The 16,066-nt window shown below is 67.6% G+C and carries 16 protein-coding genes; 13 read left to right on the forward strand and 3 right to left on the reverse strand.

All coding sequences use genetic code 11. The features are described from left to right. Positions 1–20: 20 nt before the first annotated feature. Positions 21–1,370, reverse strand: coding sequence for an Nramp family divalent metal transporter (locus tag QZ471_RS06175; protein ID WP_295461830.1), 1,350 nt, complete (start codon positions 1,368–1,370; stop codon positions 21–23). A gap of 212 nt (positions 1,371–1,582) precedes the next feature. Here QZ471_RS06175 and mntR point away from each other — a divergent pair, with 212 nt between their 5' ends. The 7 genes from mntR (at position 1,583) to QZ471_RS06210 (ending at position 8,723) form a co-directional block, all read left to right on the forward strand. Beyond that, a complete protein-coding gene (gene mntR, locus QZ471_RS06180; RefSeq protein ID WP_017640022.1) occupies positions 1,583–2,032 on the forward strand; it encodes a manganese-binding transcriptional regulator MntR in 450 nt (149 codons plus the stop codon). A 101-nt stretch (positions 2,033–2,133) separates the two neighbouring features. After that, the gene (locus tag QZ471_RS06185; protein ID WP_295461834.1) at positions 2,134–3,447 is read left to right on the forward strand and encodes a PAS domain-containing methyl-accepting chemotaxis protein; all 1,314 of its coding nucleotides are present in this window, start codon (positions 2,134–2,136) and stop codon (positions 3,445–3,447) included. A gap of 207 nt (positions 3,448–3,654) precedes the next feature. Next, on the forward strand, positions 3,655–4,500 hold the full coding sequence (locus QZ471_RS06190) for a TIM barrel protein (RefSeq protein ID WP_295461836.1): 846 nt from the start codon (positions 3,655–3,657) through the stop codon (positions 4,498–4,500). Positions 4,501–4,510: 10 nt separating this feature from the next. Beyond that, positions 4,511–5,545: a 2-oxoglutarate and iron-dependent oxygenase domain-containing protein gene (locus QZ471_RS06195; RefSeq protein ID WP_295461838.1), complete on the forward strand. Its 1,035-nt coding sequence runs from the start codon at positions 4,511–4,513 to the stop codon at positions 5,543–5,545. A gap of 28 nt (positions 5,546–5,573) precedes the next feature. Beyond that, positions 5,574–6,368: an ABC transporter substrate-binding protein gene (locus tag QZ471_RS06200; RefSeq protein ID WP_295461840.1), complete on the forward strand. Its 795-nt coding sequence runs from the start codon at positions 5,574–5,576 to the stop codon at positions 6,366–6,368. Positions 6,369–6,423: 55 nt separating this feature from the next. Further along, the gene (locus QZ471_RS06205) at positions 6,424–7,974 is read left to right on the forward strand and encodes an amino acid ABC transporter permease/ATP-binding protein (RefSeq protein ID WP_295461842.1); all 1,551 of its coding nucleotides are present in this window, start codon (positions 6,424–6,426) and stop codon (positions 7,972–7,974) included. After that, entirely contained in the window at positions 7,971–8,723 is a 753-nt protein-coding gene (locus QZ471_RS06210) for a class II aldolase/adducin family protein (RefSeq protein ID WP_295461844.1), read from the forward strand. The genes QZ471_RS06205 and QZ471_RS06210 overlap by 4 nt, the downstream gene beginning before the upstream one ends. On the opposite strand, the gene QZ471_RS06215 is transcribed toward QZ471_RS06210, so the two are convergent. Together QZ471_RS06215 and QZ471_RS06220 are read right to left on the reverse strand one after the other, a co-directional pair. Next, positions 8,720–9,883: an MFS transporter gene (locus QZ471_RS06215; RefSeq protein WP_295461846.1), complete on the reverse strand. Its 1,164-nt coding sequence runs from the start codon at positions 9,881–9,883 to the stop codon at positions 8,720–8,722. The two genes, QZ471_RS06210 and QZ471_RS06215, sit on opposite strands and share 4 nt — an antisense overlap. Beyond that, positions 9,883–10,416, reverse strand: a complete 534-nt coding sequence (locus QZ471_RS06220) for a GNAT family N-acetyltransferase (protein WP_295461848.1) — start codon at positions 10,414–10,416, stop codon at positions 9,883–9,885. The genes QZ471_RS06215 and QZ471_RS06220 overlap by 1 nt, the downstream gene beginning before the upstream one ends. A gap of 65 nt (positions 10,417–10,481) precedes the next feature. On the opposite strand from QZ471_RS06220, the gene QZ471_RS06225 reads away from it, so the two are divergent. From QZ471_RS06225 to QZ471_RS06250, 6 genes are all read left to right on the forward strand, one after another. Next, entirely contained in the window at positions 10,482–11,405 is a 924-nt protein-coding gene (locus QZ471_RS06225) for a LysR family transcriptional regulator (protein WP_295461850.1), read from the forward strand. A gap of 71 nt (positions 11,406–11,476) precedes the next feature. Further along, positions 11,477–11,797 carry a metalloregulator ArsR/SmtB family transcription factor gene (locus QZ471_RS06230; RefSeq protein WP_295461852.1) on the forward strand — a complete coding sequence of 107 codons (321 nt, stop codon included), beginning with the start codon at positions 11,477–11,479 and terminating at the stop codon, positions 11,795–11,797. 79 nt (positions 11,798–11,876) lie between these two features. Next, positions 11,877–12,923 (forward strand): ACR3 family arsenite efflux transporter, encoded by a 1,047-nt coding sequence (arsB, locus tag QZ471_RS06235; protein ID WP_295461854.1) that lies wholly within the window; start codon positions 11,877–11,879, stop codon positions 12,921–12,923. After that, a complete protein-coding gene (gene arsC / locus QZ471_RS06240) occupies positions 12,920–13,345 on the forward strand; it encodes an arsenate reductase (glutaredoxin) (RefSeq protein WP_295461856.1) in 426 nt (141 codons plus the stop codon). Before arsB ends, arsC begins: the two co-directional genes overlap by 4 nt. A 10-nt stretch (positions 13,346–13,355) precedes the next feature. Next, complete coding sequence (chrA, locus tag QZ471_RS06245) at positions 13,356–14,555, forward strand: chromate efflux transporter (protein WP_295461858.1); 1,200 nt, start codon at positions 13,356–13,358, stop codon at positions 14,553–14,555. A gap of 173 nt (positions 14,556–14,728) precedes the next feature. After that, complete coding sequence (locus tag QZ471_RS06250) at positions 14,729–16,000, forward strand: hypothetical protein (RefSeq protein WP_295461860.1); 1,272 nt, start codon at positions 14,729–14,731, stop codon at positions 15,998–16,000. Positions 16,001–16,066 lie beyond the last annotated feature (66 nt).

The following is a 16,066-nucleotide window of genomic DNA, read 5'->3' on the forward strand; positions in this document are numbered from 1 at the left end:
CCTCACGCCAGAGCATCGCCCTAATTGCCGAACACCATATCCATCAGGAGTTTGGCGTTGAGCACCAGGATCAAACCGGCCACCGCCCAGGCCAGTAGCGCGGTCATCCGGCCGATGACGAAGGAGCCCATCAGCTGGCGATCCGAGACGAAACGCACCAGCGGGATCACCGCGAAGGGCAGTTGCATGGACAGCACCACCTGGCTCAGCACCAGCAGCTTGGCCGTGCCGCTTTCGCCATAGAAACCGGTCACCACCACCACCGGAATGACGGCGATGCCGCGAGTGATCAGCCGCCGCGCCCAGTCAGGGATGCGCAGCGAGAGGAAGCCCTCCATGACGATCTGTCCGGCCAGGGTGGCGGTAACCGTGGAGTTGATCCCCGACGCCAAGAGCGCCACGGCGAACAGCAGCGAGGCGATGCCGACACCCAGCATCGGCGACAACAGATGGTAGGCGTCCTGGATCTCGGCCACGTCGGTGCGCCCGGCGCTGTGGAACACCGCCGCCGCGGTGATGAGGATGGCGGCGTTGACGAACAGCGCCAGCATCAGCGCCAGGGTGCTGTCGGCCACCGCCCAGCGCAGGCCCATGCGCCGCCCTTCCTCGGTGCGCGGATAGGCGCGGGTCTGCACGATGGAGGAATGCAGATAGAGGTTATGGGGCATAACCGTGGCGCCGATGATGCCGATGGCCAGGTACAGCGCAGCCGGATTGGTGACGATCTCCGCCTTGGGCAGGAAGCCGTCGAGCACCGCGGCGAGGGGCGGCTGGGCCAGCGCCATCTGCACCCCGAAGCAGACGAAGATCAGCGTCAGCAGGGCGATGACGAAGGCTTCCAGCCAGCGGAAACCGCGATTCATCAGCAGCAGGATGAGGAAGACGTCCAGCGCGGTGAGGATGGCGCCCCACATCAGCGGGATGCCGAACAACAGGTTGAGGGCGATGGCGGTGCCGATCACCTCCGCCAGGTCGCAGGCGATGATCGCGATTTCGCAGGCGATCCACAGCAGGAAACTCACCGGTCGTGAATAACGTGCGCGGCAGGCCTGGGCCAGGTCCAGGCCGGTGGCGATGCCGAGGCGCGCGGCCAGGGCTTGCAGCAGGATGGCCATGAGGTTGGAGAGCAGGATCACCGACAGCAGCAGGTAGCCGAATTGCGAGCCACCGGCCAGGTCGGTGGCCCAGTTGCCCGGGTCCATGTAGCCCACCGAGACCATGTAGCCCGGGCCGATGAAGGCCAGCAACCGCCGCAACCAACCACCGCCCTGGGGCACCGGCACGCTGGCGTTCATCCGCCCCAGGCTGGGCCGGGCGGGAGCCTCAGGCTCCTGCCAGGCGGGATCGGCGTAGCGGGCGGACTCTTTCATGGCGGGCTCGCGCGGGAATCGGACTCTGCGTTGGAGAATTTAGCCTAGGCTAAAATTCACACATCCGGCAATAAAAAATCTCTATGTCGTCCCTTGATAATCACCGCTGGTAAAGGAAGCTTTGGCGTTTATCCGCAACTCGGTCAAAATGGCGCCCGAACGGCCCGTCGGGTCGCACTGCTCTTGCGGAGAAGGTCATTCAGGTGGGCAACATGACTAAGGACGACGAACTGCTGAATCGGTTGGTCGATCCATCCATTCACATGGAAGGTTTTCAACAGGTCCGCGAGGCGCATCGTCAGGAGCTGATCGAAGACTATGTCGAGCTCATCTCCGATCTGATCCGGGACGGCGGTGAAGCCCGCCAGGTGGACATCGCCGCCCGCATCGGCGTGGCCCAACCGACCGTGGCCAAGATGCTCAAGCGCCTGGCTGCCGCCGGCCTGATCGTGCAGCGCCCCTATCGCGGCGTCTTCCTCACCCCGGAAGGCGAAGCCCTGGCCGAAGCCAGTCGCGCGCGCCACCACGTGGTGGAGACCTTCCTGCTGACCCTGGGCGTGGACGCCGATACCGCGCGGCGCGATGCCGAAGGCATGGAGCACCATGTCAGCGAGGCCACCCTGGCGGTCTTCCGCCGCTTCATCGCCAGCCGTCAGGCCTGACGGCTGCGGCTTTAGTCGAAAGTCGCTGCGCCTCCCTTAAGAAATTCCCGGTACCGTCGAAGTAGTGGAAGTCATACTTTCACTCCTCTCGGTGTCCTGCCATGTTCAATCGCTCTCTCAAGACCGAACTCGCCCAGTTGCGTGCCGAGGTCGCCGAACTACGTCAGTTGCACGCTGGCTTCGAAAGCCAGGCGCTCAGTCTTACCGTGGACGACCGCGGCAACATCGAGCGGGTCAACGAGCGCTTCTGCCGAGAGATGGGCTACCGCGCCGAGAACGTGGTGGGTCGTCCGCTGGACGCCTTCATTCCGGAATACGTCAAACAACTGCCCTGCTATCGGGATCTGAAGAACGCCCTCAGCCAGGGCCAGCAGACCAGCGGCATGTACCGCCTGCTGCGGGCCAACGGCGAAGAGGCCTGGCTCTATGCGACCTGGCAACCGCTGCGCGATGCCGAGGGGCGTATCCACAGGACCATCTGCTACGGCAACGACCGCACCGAACAGGTGGAAACCTCCACCGAACACGCCGGCCTGATCAACGCCCTGCTGAGATCCACCGCGGTCATCGAATTCAACCTGGCCGGCGAGGTGCTCACCGCCAACGACCGCTTCCTGCAAGGTATGGGCTATTCCCTGGCGCAGATCCAGGGCAAGCACCACCGGATGTTCTGCACCAGTGAAGAAGCCCACTCCGCCGAGTACCAGAGCTTCTGGGCGCGGCTGAACCGGGGCGAGTTCATCGCCAGCCGCTTCAAGCGCCTCGACAGCCATGGCCGTACGGTCTGGCTGGAAGCCTCCTACAACCCGGTGCTCAATACCCGTGGCGAACTGTACAAGGTGGTCAAGTTCGCCACCGTCATCACCGAGCAGGTGGAGCAGGAACAGGCCGTGGCCGAGGCCGCCAAGGTGGCCTTCGACATCTCCCAGCAGACCGACGAGAGTGCGCGCCAGGGCGCGGAGGTGGTCCAGGACACCGTGGCGGTGATGCGCAAGATCGCCGAAGAGCTGCAGGTGGCCTCCAATGGCATCGAGGCCCTGGGCGAGCAATCGCTGGTGATCAGCACCATCGTCAAGACCATCAGTGGCATCGCCGAGCAGACCAACCTGCTGGCGCTCAACGCCGCCATCGAAGCGGCGCGGGCCGGTGAGCAGGGCCGCGGCTTCGCCGTGGTGGCCGACGAGGTCCGCCAACTGGCCGGCCGCACCAGCAAGGCCACCGAGGAGATCGTCGGCGTGGTGCAGCAGAACCAGCAGCTGGCGCAGACCGCCGTGGCCAACATGGCGGCGAGCAAGCATCAGGCGGAACAGGGCCTGCAACTGGCCAATGCCGCCGGCAGCCGCATCACCGAGATCCAGGACGGCGCTCAACGGGTGGTCGGTGCGGTGGGTCAGTTCGCCCGCCGGTTGAGCTGAGTCATATCCTACCCAGGCGGTGACGAGGGCCTTCCCGTCGCCGCCTTCAGTTGTGAAATTTCTGAAGTAAGTTTTTGCCGCCGCCTATTCAATGGCGGTCCCGCCCGCCGCAAGATGGCTCTCGGCACCTAGCCTCTAGAGCTGCGGCCTCCGCTTTTCCTTGCAACTGCCCTCATCCGAACCCATCCCTGGGAGGCCGTTGCCCGCATGAAACTCGACCTCTTCCGCAGCCTCTGGGGCCACGCCGAGCAGCGTGAGCGCGCCTGCCGCGAAGCCCGCGGCGCCGGCTTCTCCGGCATCGAGGCACGGCTGCCGCCAACCGCTACCGAACGCCGCGAACTGGGCACGCTACTCGCGGGCGAAGGCCTCGCCTATATCGCCATCCTCTTCACCGGCGGCGCCGTGCTGCCCGACCAGGGCCTCACCCCAGCCGAGCACCTGCGCGACCTGGACCGCCAGTTGGACGCCTCCACCGAACTCGAACCGCGCTTCATCAACGTGCTGGCCGGCAATGATCGCTGGTCCACCGCGCAGCAGCTGGATTTCCTCGGCCAAGCCCAGGAAATCGCCCGACGCGGCGGTCACCTGTGCAGCTTCGAGACCCACCGCGCGCGCTGCCTGGCTACCCCCTGGGTCACCCTGGAGATCGCGCGGCAACTGCCCGAGTTGCTGTTCACCACCGACATCAGCCACTGGGTGGTGGGCTGCGAGCGGCTGTTGGACGATCCCGCCGACGACCTTGCCGACTTCGTCAGTCGCGTCCATCACATCCAGGCTCGGGTCGGCTACGACCAGGGCCCCCAGGTGCCCCACCCCGCCGCGCCGGAATACGCCCGCGAGCTGGCCTTCCACCAGCGTCACTGGGAAGCGGTCTGGCAGAGCCAGCGCGAGCGCGGCTATCCGGTCACCACCCTCACCCCCGAATTCGGTCCCGATGGCTACACCTTCCGCCTGCCCTTTACCGGCATGCCCATCGCCGATCTCTGGGACCTCAACCGCTGGATGGCCGACACCCAGCGCGAACACTTCCAGCGCTTTCTCCGCCACGCCTAAGGAGCTCGCCATGCCCGACGCCCAAGATGCCGCCTTCCAGACCATCCCCGTGGTGGACATCGCCGGCCTGTTCAGCCCCGACCTGGCCGCGCGCCAGGCCGTCGCCGCCGAACTGGGCCAGGCAGCCCGCGAGGTGGGCTTTCTCTACATCCGCAACCATGGCCTGGACCCCGCGTTGATCGAGGGCCTGCGCCAGGCGGCGCGGGATTATTTCGCCCAGCCACTGGCGACCAAGATGGGCCACTACATCGGCACCTCGGCCTCGCACAAGGGCTTCGTACCCGAGGGCGAGGAGATCTACGGCACCGGCAAGCCCGACCACAAGGAAGCCTTCGACGTCGGCTTCGAGGTGGCGGCGGACGATCCCCTGGTACTGGCCGGCACCCCGCTGCTGGGGCCCAACGCCTGGCCGGCCCTGCCGGGCTTTCGTGAGCGGGTCCAGGCCTACTACGCGGCGGCCTTCGCCCTCGGCCGCCAGCTGTTCCGCGGCTTCGCCCTGGCGCTGGAGCTGCCGGAAGACACCTTCGATCCGCTGGTCAGCCGGCCACCGTCCAAGCTGCGGTTGATCCACTACCCCTTCGACGCCAGCGCCGAGGATGCCCCCGGCATCGGCGCCCATACCGACTACGAGTGCTTCACCATCCTGCTGGCCGACCAGCCGGGCCTGGAGGTGATGAACGAAGCCGGCCAGTGGATCGACGCCCCACCGCTGGACGGTGCCCTGGTGGTGAACATCGGCGACATGCTGGAGGTGATGACCGCCGGCGCCTTCGTCGCCACCGCCCACCGGGTGCGCAAGGTCAAGGCCGAGCGCTATTCCTTCCCGCTGTTCTACGCCTGTGACTACCACACCCGCATCGCGCCGCTCCCCCAGTTCGCCGCGGGCGCCGAGGGCTACGAGGCCCTGGCCATCGGCGAGCACATGTGGAGCCAGGCGTTGCAGACCTACCGCTACCTGCGCGCCAAGGTCGCCGCCGGCGAGCTGGCCCTGCCGGAACACGCCCGCAAGACCTCCAGTTTCGGCCATTTGAAAAACCACGCCTGACCATAACGACAACCCCCGGAGCATCCCCATGAACATCCTGCGCAAATCCCTGAGCGTCATCCTGTTGGGCAGCCTGGCCTGCGCGGCCCAGGCCGAGGTCAAGACCGTCACCCCTGGCGTGCTGAAGGTCGGCATGGACATCACCTACCCGCCCTTCGAATCCTTCGATGGCGACAAGGTGGTGGGGTCGGACCCTGACTTCGCCACCGACCTGGCCAAGCAACTGGGACTCAAGGCCGACTTCGTCAACACCGAGTTCGCCGGGCTGATCCTGGGCCTGAAGTCCAATCACTTCGATACGGTGATCTCGGGCATGTACATCACCCCGGAACGCACCGCCCAGGCGCTGGCCATCCCCTATGCGCGCACCGGCGCGGCCATCATGACCAAAGCGGGTGGCGCCCAGGCGCCCAAGGTGCCGGAAGACCTCTGCGGTCTGAAGGTGGGCCTGCAGCGCGGCACCACCTGGGTCGCCAAGCTGCAGAAGCTCTCCGCCGACTACTGCGTGCCCCAGGGCAAGGGCGCCATCGCCGTGAGCGAGTTCCCCTCCGCGCCGGAAGCCACCCAGGCCATGCTCGCCGGCAACGTCGACGCCCAGATGGAGATCGGCGGCGCCGCCAGCCAGATCGTCGAGCGCTCCCGCGGTCGGGTGCGCATCACCTCGCCGGAGCTGGTGTACAAGGAGACCCTCGGCATCTACCTGCGCAAGGACAACGAGGCCCTGAAGCAGGCCCTAGAGGAAGCCTTCGCCAAGGTGCGGGCCTCCGGCGACTACGCCGCCCTGTTGAAGAAGTACAACCTGGAAGACGCCCCGGCGAACTGAGCGAGGAGCGTCGCCGCCACGGCCCCCGCCGTGGCGGCGACGCCTGGTGATCCCCATGCAATTCGATTGGCCCTACTTCTTCTCGCTGTTTTCCCTGCCGGCTTTCTGGAAGGCCTGCGTCACCGTGGTCCAGCTCAGCGGCCTGGCCTGGCTGATCGGCCTGGCGCTGGGCTTCCTGGTCGCCTCGGCGCGTTTGCACGGGCCGGCCTGGCTGCGCTGGCCGCTGGGCGGTTACATCTGGTTCTTCCGCAGCGTCCCCCTGCTGGTGCTGGTGGTGTTCGTCTACAACCTGCCGCAGCTGTTGCCCGTGAGTGGCCCGCTGCTGTCGAACCCCTTCATTTCCGGCCTGCTGGCGCTGGTGCTCACCGAAACCGCCTACATGGCCGAGATCCATCGCGGCGGCCTGCTGGCGGTGGCCAAGGGGCAGCGTGAAGCCGGGCGCGCCCTGGCCCTGGGCACCCTGAGCATCCAGCGGCTGATCGTCATCCCCCAGGCCCTGCGCATCGCCCTGCCCACCCTGATCAACGAATACATCACCGTGGTCAAGCTGACCTCGCTGATCTCGGTGATCTCCCTGACCGAAATCCTCAAGGTCGGCCAGCAACTCTATGCCGCCAATTTCCTGGTGCTGGAGACCCTGGCCGCGGTAGCCGTCTACTACGTACTCATCGTCACCCTGTTCGGCTGGCTGCTGCAGGCGCTGGAGCGGCGACTCGACCTCGGCCGGCGCCGCCCGGGCACCCTCGACGGCCCCGCCGAAGCGGCCCTGAGGGCCGACCTGCCCAAGGATGCCGGTCCGCGCTTCCCCGCTCCCCGCGCGGGCGATCCGCCGGTGCTGGAGCTGCGCAGCGTACGCAAGCGCTACGGCGCCCAGGAGGTGCTCAAGGGCATCGACCTCAAGGTCGGCCGTGGCGAGGTGCTGGCACTGATCGGCCCCTCGGGCTCGGGCAAGACCTCTCTGATCCGTACCCTCAATGGCCTCGAAAGCCTGGATGACGGCGAGATCCTGCTGTTCGGCGCAGGCTTCATCCGCGCTGGCGAGCGCACGCCGCGGCGCCGGCTACGCGAAGGGCTGCGGCACCTGGGCATGGTATTCCAGGGCTTCAACCTCTTTCCGCACCTGACCCTGCTGGGCAACATCACCCTGGCACCCCGTCAGCAACGCGCGGCCCAGGCTGGCGAACTGCGCCAGCGCGCCCTGGCATTGCTGGACAAGGTCGGCCTGCTGGCCCATGCCCACAAGTATCCGCACCAGCTCTCCGGTGGCCAGCAGCAGCGCGTCGCCATCGCCCGCGCTCTGGCCATGGCGCCGGACATCATGCTGTTCGACGAACCCACCTCGGCGCTGGACCCGGAGCTGGTGGGCGAGGTGCTCAAGGTGATCCGCACCCTGGCCGACGAAGGCATGACCTTGCTGATCGTCACCCACGAGATGGACTTCGCCCTGTCCATCGCTGATCGGGTGATCTTCATGGAGAACGGCGTGATCCACACCGATGCCGCGCCCGAGGCCATCCGCCAGGGACACTGCGATCCGCGCATCCGCCAGTTCATGGGGCTCACCGCCCCCGCCACCGCCCCTGTCGCCGAGGAAGTCACCCCATGAACCATCCCGAGCTACGCCCCGGTGAATGGCAGGCGCGCTGCGAGCTGGCCGCGCTGTACCAGCTGCTCGCCCATTACCGCATGACCGATCTGATCGACACCCACATCACCCTGCGCCTGCCGGCCACGAGCGAGCTGTTCCTGATCAATAGATACGGCGTGCCCTTCGAGCGCATGACCGCCAGCGATCTGGTGCTGATCGACCTGGACGGCCGTCCGCAGCCCGGCCCCTTCGGGGAACAGTTGGTCAATGTCGCCGGCTTCGTCATCCACTCGGCGATCCACGCCGCCCGCCCCGACCTGCACTGCGTGATCCACACCCACACCGCGGCTGGCATGGCGGTGGCCGCCCAGCGCGACGGCCTGCTGCCGCTCACCCAGCACGCCCTCAAGTTCTATGGTCACCTGGCCTATCACACCTACGAGGGCATCGCCCTGTCGCTGGACGAGCGCGCCCGGCTGGTCGCCGACCTAGGGCCACATCGGGCCATGATCCTGCGCAATCACGGCCTGCTGGTGGGCGGCGCCACCCCGGCGGAGGCCTTCCATGAGATCTACTTCCTGGAACGCGCCTGCCAGGCGCAGGTCCAGGCGCTGGCCGGCGGGGTACCGCTGCACTATCCCAGCGAAGCCGTCTGCCAGCACACCGCCGCGCAATTCCAGGCCGATGGCGCCGCGGGCCTCATCGAGCTGGCCTGGCAGGCGGCGCTGTCGCTGATCGAGGCGCAACGCGCCGACTGGTCTCGCTAGCTAATCGCCACCGCCCGCCGCCGGCCGAGCAGGGCCACGGCGGCCAGGGTGACCCCCAGGCTGACTAGCAGGCACAGCCCGAGCAGCCCGCGGTCGCCCCAGTGCTCCCGGGCCAGGGCATAGCACCAGGGCGCCGCCGCCGAGAGCAGGAAGCTCGGCGCCAGCAGCTTGCCGGTCAGCCGCGCATAGAGCGCCCGGTCGAACAGCTCCAGCGGCAGGCTGGCCCGCAGCACCGCCACCAGGCCGTTGAGGGCGCCATAGAGAAAGACGAAGCCGGCGGTGAGCAGCAGATGACCCTCGCTCGCCAGCGCCAGGCCGAAACTCAAGGGGAGCCCCAGGCCCAGCAGCAGATTGAGCTGGCGAGCCGACAGCCGCTGCCCGGAGGCCAGCTCCGCCAGCCGCGCACAGACCTGACCGATGCCCCAGAGCGCGGCCACCTCCACCGGCACGCCGCGTTCAGCCAGCAGCGCCGGCAGATGGGCCGACAATCCCGCCGACAGAAAGCCGATCAGCGCCATGCCGGTGGCGAAGAGCACCCCCGCCAGCCGTGGCGAGGTGCCGGCCACCACGGGAGGCAGCTCGGCACTGGGCAGTCGTCCACGCACATTGGGCAGTGGCAGCAAGAGCAACAAACCAGCAAGGGCGATACCGGCGTAGACCACCAGCCCCAGGCGCCAGCCCAGCATCTCCAGCAGCCAATGGCCCAGCGGCCAGAACACCGCCGAGGCCAGGCCGCCGAGCAGGGTGATGCGCACCATCACCGCTCGCGATCTGTCGCCGGCCAGCCGCGCCAGGGTGGCGAAGGCGGCGTCGTACAGCGACAGCCGCATGCCCACGCCCAGGATCACCCAGGCCAGATAGAACAGCGGCGCTGAGTGCGCGGCGGCTAGCCCCAGGCAACCCAGGGCATCCAGCACCAGGCCCAGTTGCAGGGTCCGGCAGCCGCCCAGCCGCTCGATCAAGGCACCGCTGAAGGGCGAGACCAACCCCATGGTCAGCATCGCCAGGGAGAAGCCGCCGTAAACCCAGCGTTCCTCCCAGCCCAGCCCCGCCGCCATCGCCGGTCCGTAGACGCCGGGCAGATAGAAGGCCAGGCCCCAGGCCAGCAGTTGCATCAGGCCCAGCTGCCAGATGGCGCGGTCGCTCGGCATCGGCGTCATCAGCGGCCGCCCGGCGTGCTGTCACCCTCGCCCAGGCTGCGTTGCATCAGGACCGAATCGAGCCAGCGGCCATGCTTGAAGCCCACCGCCTCGAAGGTCCCCACCGGGCGAAAGCCCAGCCGGCGGTGCAAGGCGATGGACGCCTGGTTGGCGCTGTCGCCGATCACCGCCACCAGTTGGCGGAAGCCCGCCGCGGTACAGCCTTCGATCACCTCCGCCAGCAAGCGCTGGCCGATGCCCCGTCCGCCCAGGCCGTCGCGCACGTACACCGAATCTTCCGCCGTGTGGCGATAGGCCGGGCGCGGTCGGTAGAGCACCGCGTAGGCATAGCCCACCACCTCGCCCTCCAGCTCGGCTACTCGGTACGGCAGCCCCGCCTGGCGCACGGCGGCGAGGCGACGCCCCAACTCAGCCACATCGGGCGGCTCCACTTCGAAGCTGGCGGAGCCGTAGAGCACGTGCTGGGCATAGATGGCCTGGATGGCCGGCAGGTCCTCAGGGGTGGCGTCACGCAACTGCAGGGTGGTGTTCACGGGTTCTATCCAGCCTAGGGTTCGATGGCGAGATCATGCCGGGACGGCCAGGCAAAGATAAAGCTATGCTCGGTTATCCCAGGTATAAGCGAAACCTTGGCATGGCCGACCTCAATCTCACCCAACTCCAGACCTTCGTTCAGGTGGTCGCCACCGGCAGCTTTTCCGCCGCGGCCGACCGCCTGGGGCTGAGCCAACCGGCGGTGAGCTTGCAGATCCGCCAACTGGAGCGGCGCCTGGGCCTCAAGCTGTTGGAGCGCCTCGGCCGCAGCCTCAAGCCCACCGCCGCCGGCAGCCTGCTGCTCGACCACGCCGCGCGCATCCAGGCCGAGGTGGACCTGGCGCTGCAGGCCCTGGCCAGCCACGGCGAGACCATCACCGGGCGGGTAGCCATCGGCACCGGGGCCACCGCCTGCATCCACCTGCTGCCGCCGCTGCTGGGCCAATTGCGCCAGCGCTTTCCGCAACTGGATGTGCGCGTCAGCACCGGCAATACCCTGGACGTACTGCGCGCGGTGGAGGACAACCGCCTCGACCTGGGCCTGGTCACCCTGCCGGCCAGCGGGCGCAACCTGCAGGTGGAACCGCTGCTGGACGACGCCTTCGTCGCCCTGCTGCTGCCGGCCAGTCCCCTGCCACAGCGGGCCCTCACCCCGCCGGACCTGGCCGAGACGCCGCTGCTGGCCTTCGAGACCGGCAGTAGCACCCGCTTATTGATCGATGACTGGTTCCGCCGCGCCGGCCAGGCCAGCCGCCCGGTGATGGAGCTGGGCAGCATCGAGGCGCTCAAGGAACTGGTGGCCGCCGGCCTCGGCTACAGCCTGGTCCCAGGCATCGCCGTGGCCACCGACCACCATCGCCACGGCCTCCGCGTCCAACCCCTGGTACCGCCGCTGACCCGCACCCTGGCCCTGGTGCTGCGCCGTGACAAACCCCTGAGCCGCGCCCTGCAGCAAGTGCTGGAGGCATTGCGACAGCTGCGTAGCTGAGCGGGGGCTCGACCAGGGAGCAGCGACGCGCTTACAATTCCATTATTCAACGATCCTTGTATTATTGAACCATGAACCAAACGCAAGCCGTATCGGCCCTTGCCGCCCTCGCCCACCCCCAGCGCCTGAGCGTCTTTCGCGCCCTGGTGGTCGCCGGGACGGATGGCCTCACCCCGAGTCAGTTGGCCGACCAGCTGGACGTGGCACGGAGCAACCTCTCCTTCCATCTCAAGGAGCTGGCCACCGCCGGCCTGGTCTCGGTGGAGCAGCAGGGGCGCAATCTCATCTATCGCGCCGCCTATGCCCAGATGAACGCCCTGCTCGGCTATCTCACCGAACACTGCTGCGCCGGCGCTCCGTGCGCGGTCAGCGATTCCGCGCGCTGCTGCTGAGCCCTTTGCCTACCCCATCAACACCAACGCCAGACCCCACATGAATAGTCCCCCTCGCTGCCCTCCGCCAGCCAACCCCATGAACACCTTCGAGCGCTACCTGAGTCTCTGGGTCGCCCTTTGCATCCTGGCCGGCGTCGTCCTCGGCCAGCTGGCACCAGGCCTGTTCCGCGCCATCGGGCAGATCGAGGTCGCTCAGGTCAACCTGCCGGTCGGGCTGCTGATCTGGATCATGATCGTGCCCATGCTGCTCAAGGTGGATTTCGGCGCCCTGGGGCAGGTCCGCCAGCACTGGCGCGGGATCGGCGTCACCCTCTTCGTCAACTGGGCGGTCAAGCCCTTCTCCATGGCCCTGCTGGCCTGGCTGTTCATTCGCCAGCTGTTCGCCCCTTGGCTACCAACAGAACAGCTGGACAGCTACATCGCCGGCCTCATCCTCCTGGCGGCGGCGCCCTGCACCGCCATGGTCTTCGTCTGGAGTCGGCTCACCCAGGGCGATCCGCTGTTCACCCTGTCCCAGGTCGCGCTCAACGACACCCTCATGGTGTTCGCCTTCGCCCCCATCGTCGGCCTGCTGCTGGGCCTGTCGTCCATCGCGGTACCCTGGGCCACCCTGCTGCTCTCGGTGGTCCTCTATCTCGTGCTGCCGGTAATCCTCGCCCAGCTCTGGCGCCGTGCCCTGCTGCGCCGCGGCCAGGCCGCCTTCGACCGCACCCTGGGCCGCTTGGGGCCACTGTCCATGGCGGCGCTGCTGGCCACCCTGGTGCTGCTGTTCGCCTTCCAGGGCGAGGCCATCCTGGCCCAGCCGCTGGTGATCGCCCTGCTGGCGGTGCCCATCCTGATCCAGGTGCTGTTCAATTCGGCGCTGGCCTACTGGCTGAATCGCCTGGTGGGCGAAAGCCACAGCGTCGCCTGCCCCTCGGCGCTGATCGGCGCCAGCAATTTCTTCGAACTGGCCGTGGCCGCCGCCATCAGCCTGTTCGGCTTCCACTCCGGCGCCGCCCTAGCGACCGTGGTGGGTGTCCTCATCGAGGTACCACTGATGCTGCTGGTCGTGCGCCTGGTGAACGGCTCGCGCGTCTGGTACGAAGGCGGTGCCCACTCTTCTCGTCGAGACCGCCCATGAGCAGTGCCATCACGATCTACCACAACCCTGCCTGCGGCACCTCGCGCAACGTGCTGGGCCTGATCCGCAACAGTGGCGTCGAGCCGGAGGTCATCCACTACCTGGAGACCCCGCTCGATCAGGCGCACCTGGAGCGGCTGATCGCCGACCTGGGCATCCCGGTACGCGACCTGCTGCGCCAGAAGGGCACGCCCTATGCCGAACTGGGCCTGGACGATCCGCAGCTCAGCGACGCCGAGCTGATCGCCGCCATGCTGCGCCATCCCATCCTGATCAACCGACCCATCGTGGTGACGCCCCTGGGCACCCGCCTTTGCCGGCCCTCGGAACGGGTACTGGAGATCCTGCCCACTCCGCAGCGCGGGCCCTTCGTCAAGGAGGATGGCGAGGTCGTGGTCCCTCCAGCAGCGCCCAACGACTGAGCGAGCCGTCATGCGCGAAATCGTCCGTGGCCACGACAACCCCTGGCAGGTCTTCCTGATCTTCCTGCGCCTGGGTTGCACCAGCTTCGGCGGCCCCATCGCCCACCTCGGCTACTTTCGCCAGGCCTTCGTCGCCCGGCGGCGCTGGCTGGACGAGGCGGCCTACGCCGAGCTGATCGCGCTTTGCCAATTGCTGCCCGGCCCCACCAGCAGCCAGGTGGGCATGGCCCTGGGCCTGGGTCGCGCCGGCGGCTGGGGCATGCTGGCGGCCTGGCTCGGCTTCACCCTGCCCTCCGCGGCGCTGCTGATCCTCTGCGCCCTGGGGCTGGCGCGCTATCCGCAACTGGCCGACTCGGGTGTCGTCCAGGGCCTCAAGGTGTTCGCCGTGGCGGTGGTGGCCCAGGCGGTGTGGAGTATGGGGCGGTCGCTGTGCCCGGACGCTCGACGCCGCCTCCTGGCGCTGCTGGTCGCCGGCCTGGTGCTCTGGCTGCCCGGAGCGACCGGACAGCTGCTGGGGCTGGCCCTCGCCGCCCTGGTCGGGCGCCTCTTCCTCGCGCCACCGGCCACGCCAGCGGGCCTCAGCCTGCGACTCGGCCTGTCGCGCCGCCTCGGCGGCCTGGCCCTGGCGCTCTTCGCGCTACCCTTGCTGCTTCTGCCGCTCTGGACGGCATTCATCGAAGCGCCAGGTACCTCCCTGGCAACGGGCGTCTACCGCGCCGGCGCCCTGGTGTTCGGCGGCGGCCATGTGGTGCTGCCGCTGCTGCAGGGGGTCGTGGCGCCCAGCGGCCTGGTCAGCGATGCCCAGGTGCTGGCCGGCTATGGCCTCGCCCAAGCCGTGCCCGGCCCGCTGTTCACCTTCGCCGCCTATCTCGGCACCCTGGCCCCCTCCGCGCTACCCGCCTGGCTGAACGGCCTGTTCTGGACAGTGCTGATCTTCCTGCCCGGCGCCCTCATCCTGCTGGCGGCCCTGCCCTTCTGGCAGAGCCTGCGCCAGAGCCCCGGCTGGCAACGCGCCCTGACCGGACTCAACGCCGGCGTCGTCGGCGTGCTGCTCGCTGCCCTCTACGACCCGGTCTGGACCGGCGCCATCCACGGCCTCACCGACCTGGTACTGGCCCTCGTCGCCCTGGCCTTGCTCCTGAAAACGGCCTGGTCGCCACTGGCGGTGGGGCTGCTCGTCGTCCTCATCCGTGTTTGCCTGAACTTTTAGCGAACTACCGTTTGGCGGCGTGCCACTAGTGGCCCGATGGAATTGCGGAGTGGTTCGCGGTTTGCGTGCGAAAAGGTGGGCACTGTCAGCGCGACGTTCGGCTGCCAAGACGCCTCGCGATGTGCGAGACCGTCCAGCGAACGCTCGGCCTGCATGCATTAAGGATGACCGTCATGACCTACAAGAAACAGCCACTGGATTCCGATCACCCCCTCTTCACCCAAGCCCTCGCCGCGCTGCCGACCTTCGCCAAGGCGCCTCTGGTAGCCGCGCCCGCCCAGCCTGCGGGCACCTTCGACGGCGTCACCTACTACGCCTTCCAGAGCAAGCCCAGCCTCACCCTCGACATCAACACCACCCCCGAATACGTCGGCTTCGCCAAGACCTTCGATGCCCAGGGCCCGCATTATTCGGCCGCCTCGACGCTGAACGAACTGGTCCTCACCGGCCACTTCGAACACCAGCTGACCCGCCTCGATGGCCATACTCGTGGCGCCACCACCAGCGACAGCACCCTGGATTCGAGCATCGCCAAGCTCACCGTCAGCCTCACCGACGTGTCGACCAACGAATTCCACGAAGGCGATCTCATCACGCTGGACAACTTCGACGGCCTGCAGACCTTTGACGGCTCCCAGTCCACGGTCGGCCTGTCGATCGATTTCCTCCATGGGAGTGGCTCAGGATCGGACTATACCTATGCCAGCCAGAGCGCCTTCCTCAAGAGCGTGATCACCGGCAGCGGCAAGGACCTGGTGAGCGTCAGCACCATCGCCGCCACGGAACTGGACAGCGTCGCCTCGCTGGCCAATTCCCGGGTCAAGATCATCACCGTCGACAGCGGCGCCAACAACGACCAGGTCGCCGCCCATATCCAGCAGGCCGACGTCGTCATCAACGCCGGCTCCGGCAACGACTATGTCGACCTGCTGTTCACCAAAGGCGTGGCCGCCCACAACGCCAACCTCAGCGGTAGCTTCGGTCACGGCGCCACCGTCACCCTGGGCGAGGGCCGCGACCACCTCACCGTCGATCCCAATCTGGTCAACTTCGATGGCAGCAGCACCGCCGCCGCCAATCGCTCGCTGGCGGCCAACCATGTGACGGTCACCGACTTCAAGGCGAGCGACGACGACATCGTCTTCGGCTCTGCGGTGTACGACGAGAAAGCCGTGGTCACCATCCAGGACACCGCCCTGGTCAAGGCCACCAGCCTGTTCGCCGCACTCAACACCGTGGCCCAGTCCACCACCGGCCTCGTCAATGCCGCCGTCTTCCACTACGGCCAGGACACCTATGTCTTCCGCGACGCCGGCACCGAAGGCCGGGTGGACAACCAGGATTCCCTGATCCAACTGGTGGGCATCCACAACCTCGACGACGTGGCCAGCACCGTCTCGGCCCGCGAGCGCTATGAACCGGGCGGTACGCTCGGCTGGGGTTGATACCCCCTGAGCCGCACGGCCGCCCGGGGATCGACCGGGCGGCCTGCCGCTTCTGTGAGGTACTCG

It is taken from the genome of uncultured Pseudomonas sp. (genome assembly GCF_913774235.1).
Lineage (GTDB): Bacteria > Pseudomonadota > Gammaproteobacteria > Pseudomonadales > Pseudomonadaceae > Chryseomonas.

Excerpts from the sequence above, each read along its gene's own strand:
- QZ471_RS06250 (WP_295461860.1), top strand. The coding sequence starts at position 14,729 with ATGACCTACAAGAAACAGCCACTGGATTCCGATCACCCCCTCTTCACC.
- QZ471_RS06190 (WP_295461836.1), top strand. The coding sequence starts at position 3,655 with ATGAAACTCGACCTCTTCCGCAGCCTCTGGGGCCACGCCGAGCAGCGT.
- mntR (WP_017640022.1), top strand. The coding sequence starts at position 1,583 with ATGACTAAGGACGACGAACTGCTGAATCGGTTGGTCGATCCATCCATT.
- QZ471_RS06225 (WP_295461850.1), top strand. The coding sequence starts at position 10,482 with ATGCTCGGTTATCCCAGGTATAAGCGAAACCTTGGCATGGCCGACCTC.
- QZ471_RS06205 (WP_295461842.1), top strand. The coding sequence starts at position 6,424 with ATGCAATTCGATTGGCCCTACTTCTTCTCGCTGTTTTCCCTGCCGGCT.
- QZ471_RS06230 (WP_295461852.1), top strand. The coding sequence starts at position 11,477 with ATGAACCAAACGCAAGCCGTATCGGCCCTTGCCGCCCTCGCCCACCCC.
- QZ471_RS06200 (WP_295461840.1), top strand. The coding sequence starts at position 5,574 with ATGAACATCCTGCGCAAATCCCTGAGCGTCATCCTGTTGGGCAGCCTG.
- QZ471_RS06175 (WP_295461830.1), bottom strand. The coding sequence starts at position 1,370 with ATGAAAGAGTCCGCCCGCTACGCCGATCCCGCCTGGCAGGAGCCTGAG.
- chrA (WP_295461858.1), top strand. The coding sequence starts at position 13,356 with ATGCGCGAAATCGTCCGTGGCCACGACAACCCCTGGCAGGTCTTCCTG.
- arsB (WP_295461854.1), top strand. The coding sequence starts at position 11,877 with ATGAACACCTTCGAGCGCTACCTGAGTCTCTGGGTCGCCCTTTGCATC.
- arsC (WP_295461856.1), top strand. The coding sequence starts at position 12,920 with ATGAGCAGTGCCATCACGATCTACCACAACCCTGCCTGCGGCACCTCG.
- QZ471_RS06215 (WP_295461846.1), bottom strand. The coding sequence starts at position 9,883 with ATGACGCCGATGCCGAGCGACCGCGCCATCTGGCAGCTGGGCCTGATG.
- QZ471_RS06210 (WP_295461844.1), top strand. The coding sequence starts at position 7,971 with ATGAACCATCCCGAGCTACGCCCCGGTGAATGGCAGGCGCGCTGCGAG.
- QZ471_RS06195 (WP_295461838.1), top strand. The coding sequence starts at position 4,511 with ATGCCCGACGCCCAAGATGCCGCCTTCCAGACCATCCCCGTGGTGGAC.
- QZ471_RS06185 (WP_295461834.1), top strand. The coding sequence starts at position 2,134 with ATGTTCAATCGCTCTCTCAAGACCGAACTCGCCCAGTTGCGTGCCGAG.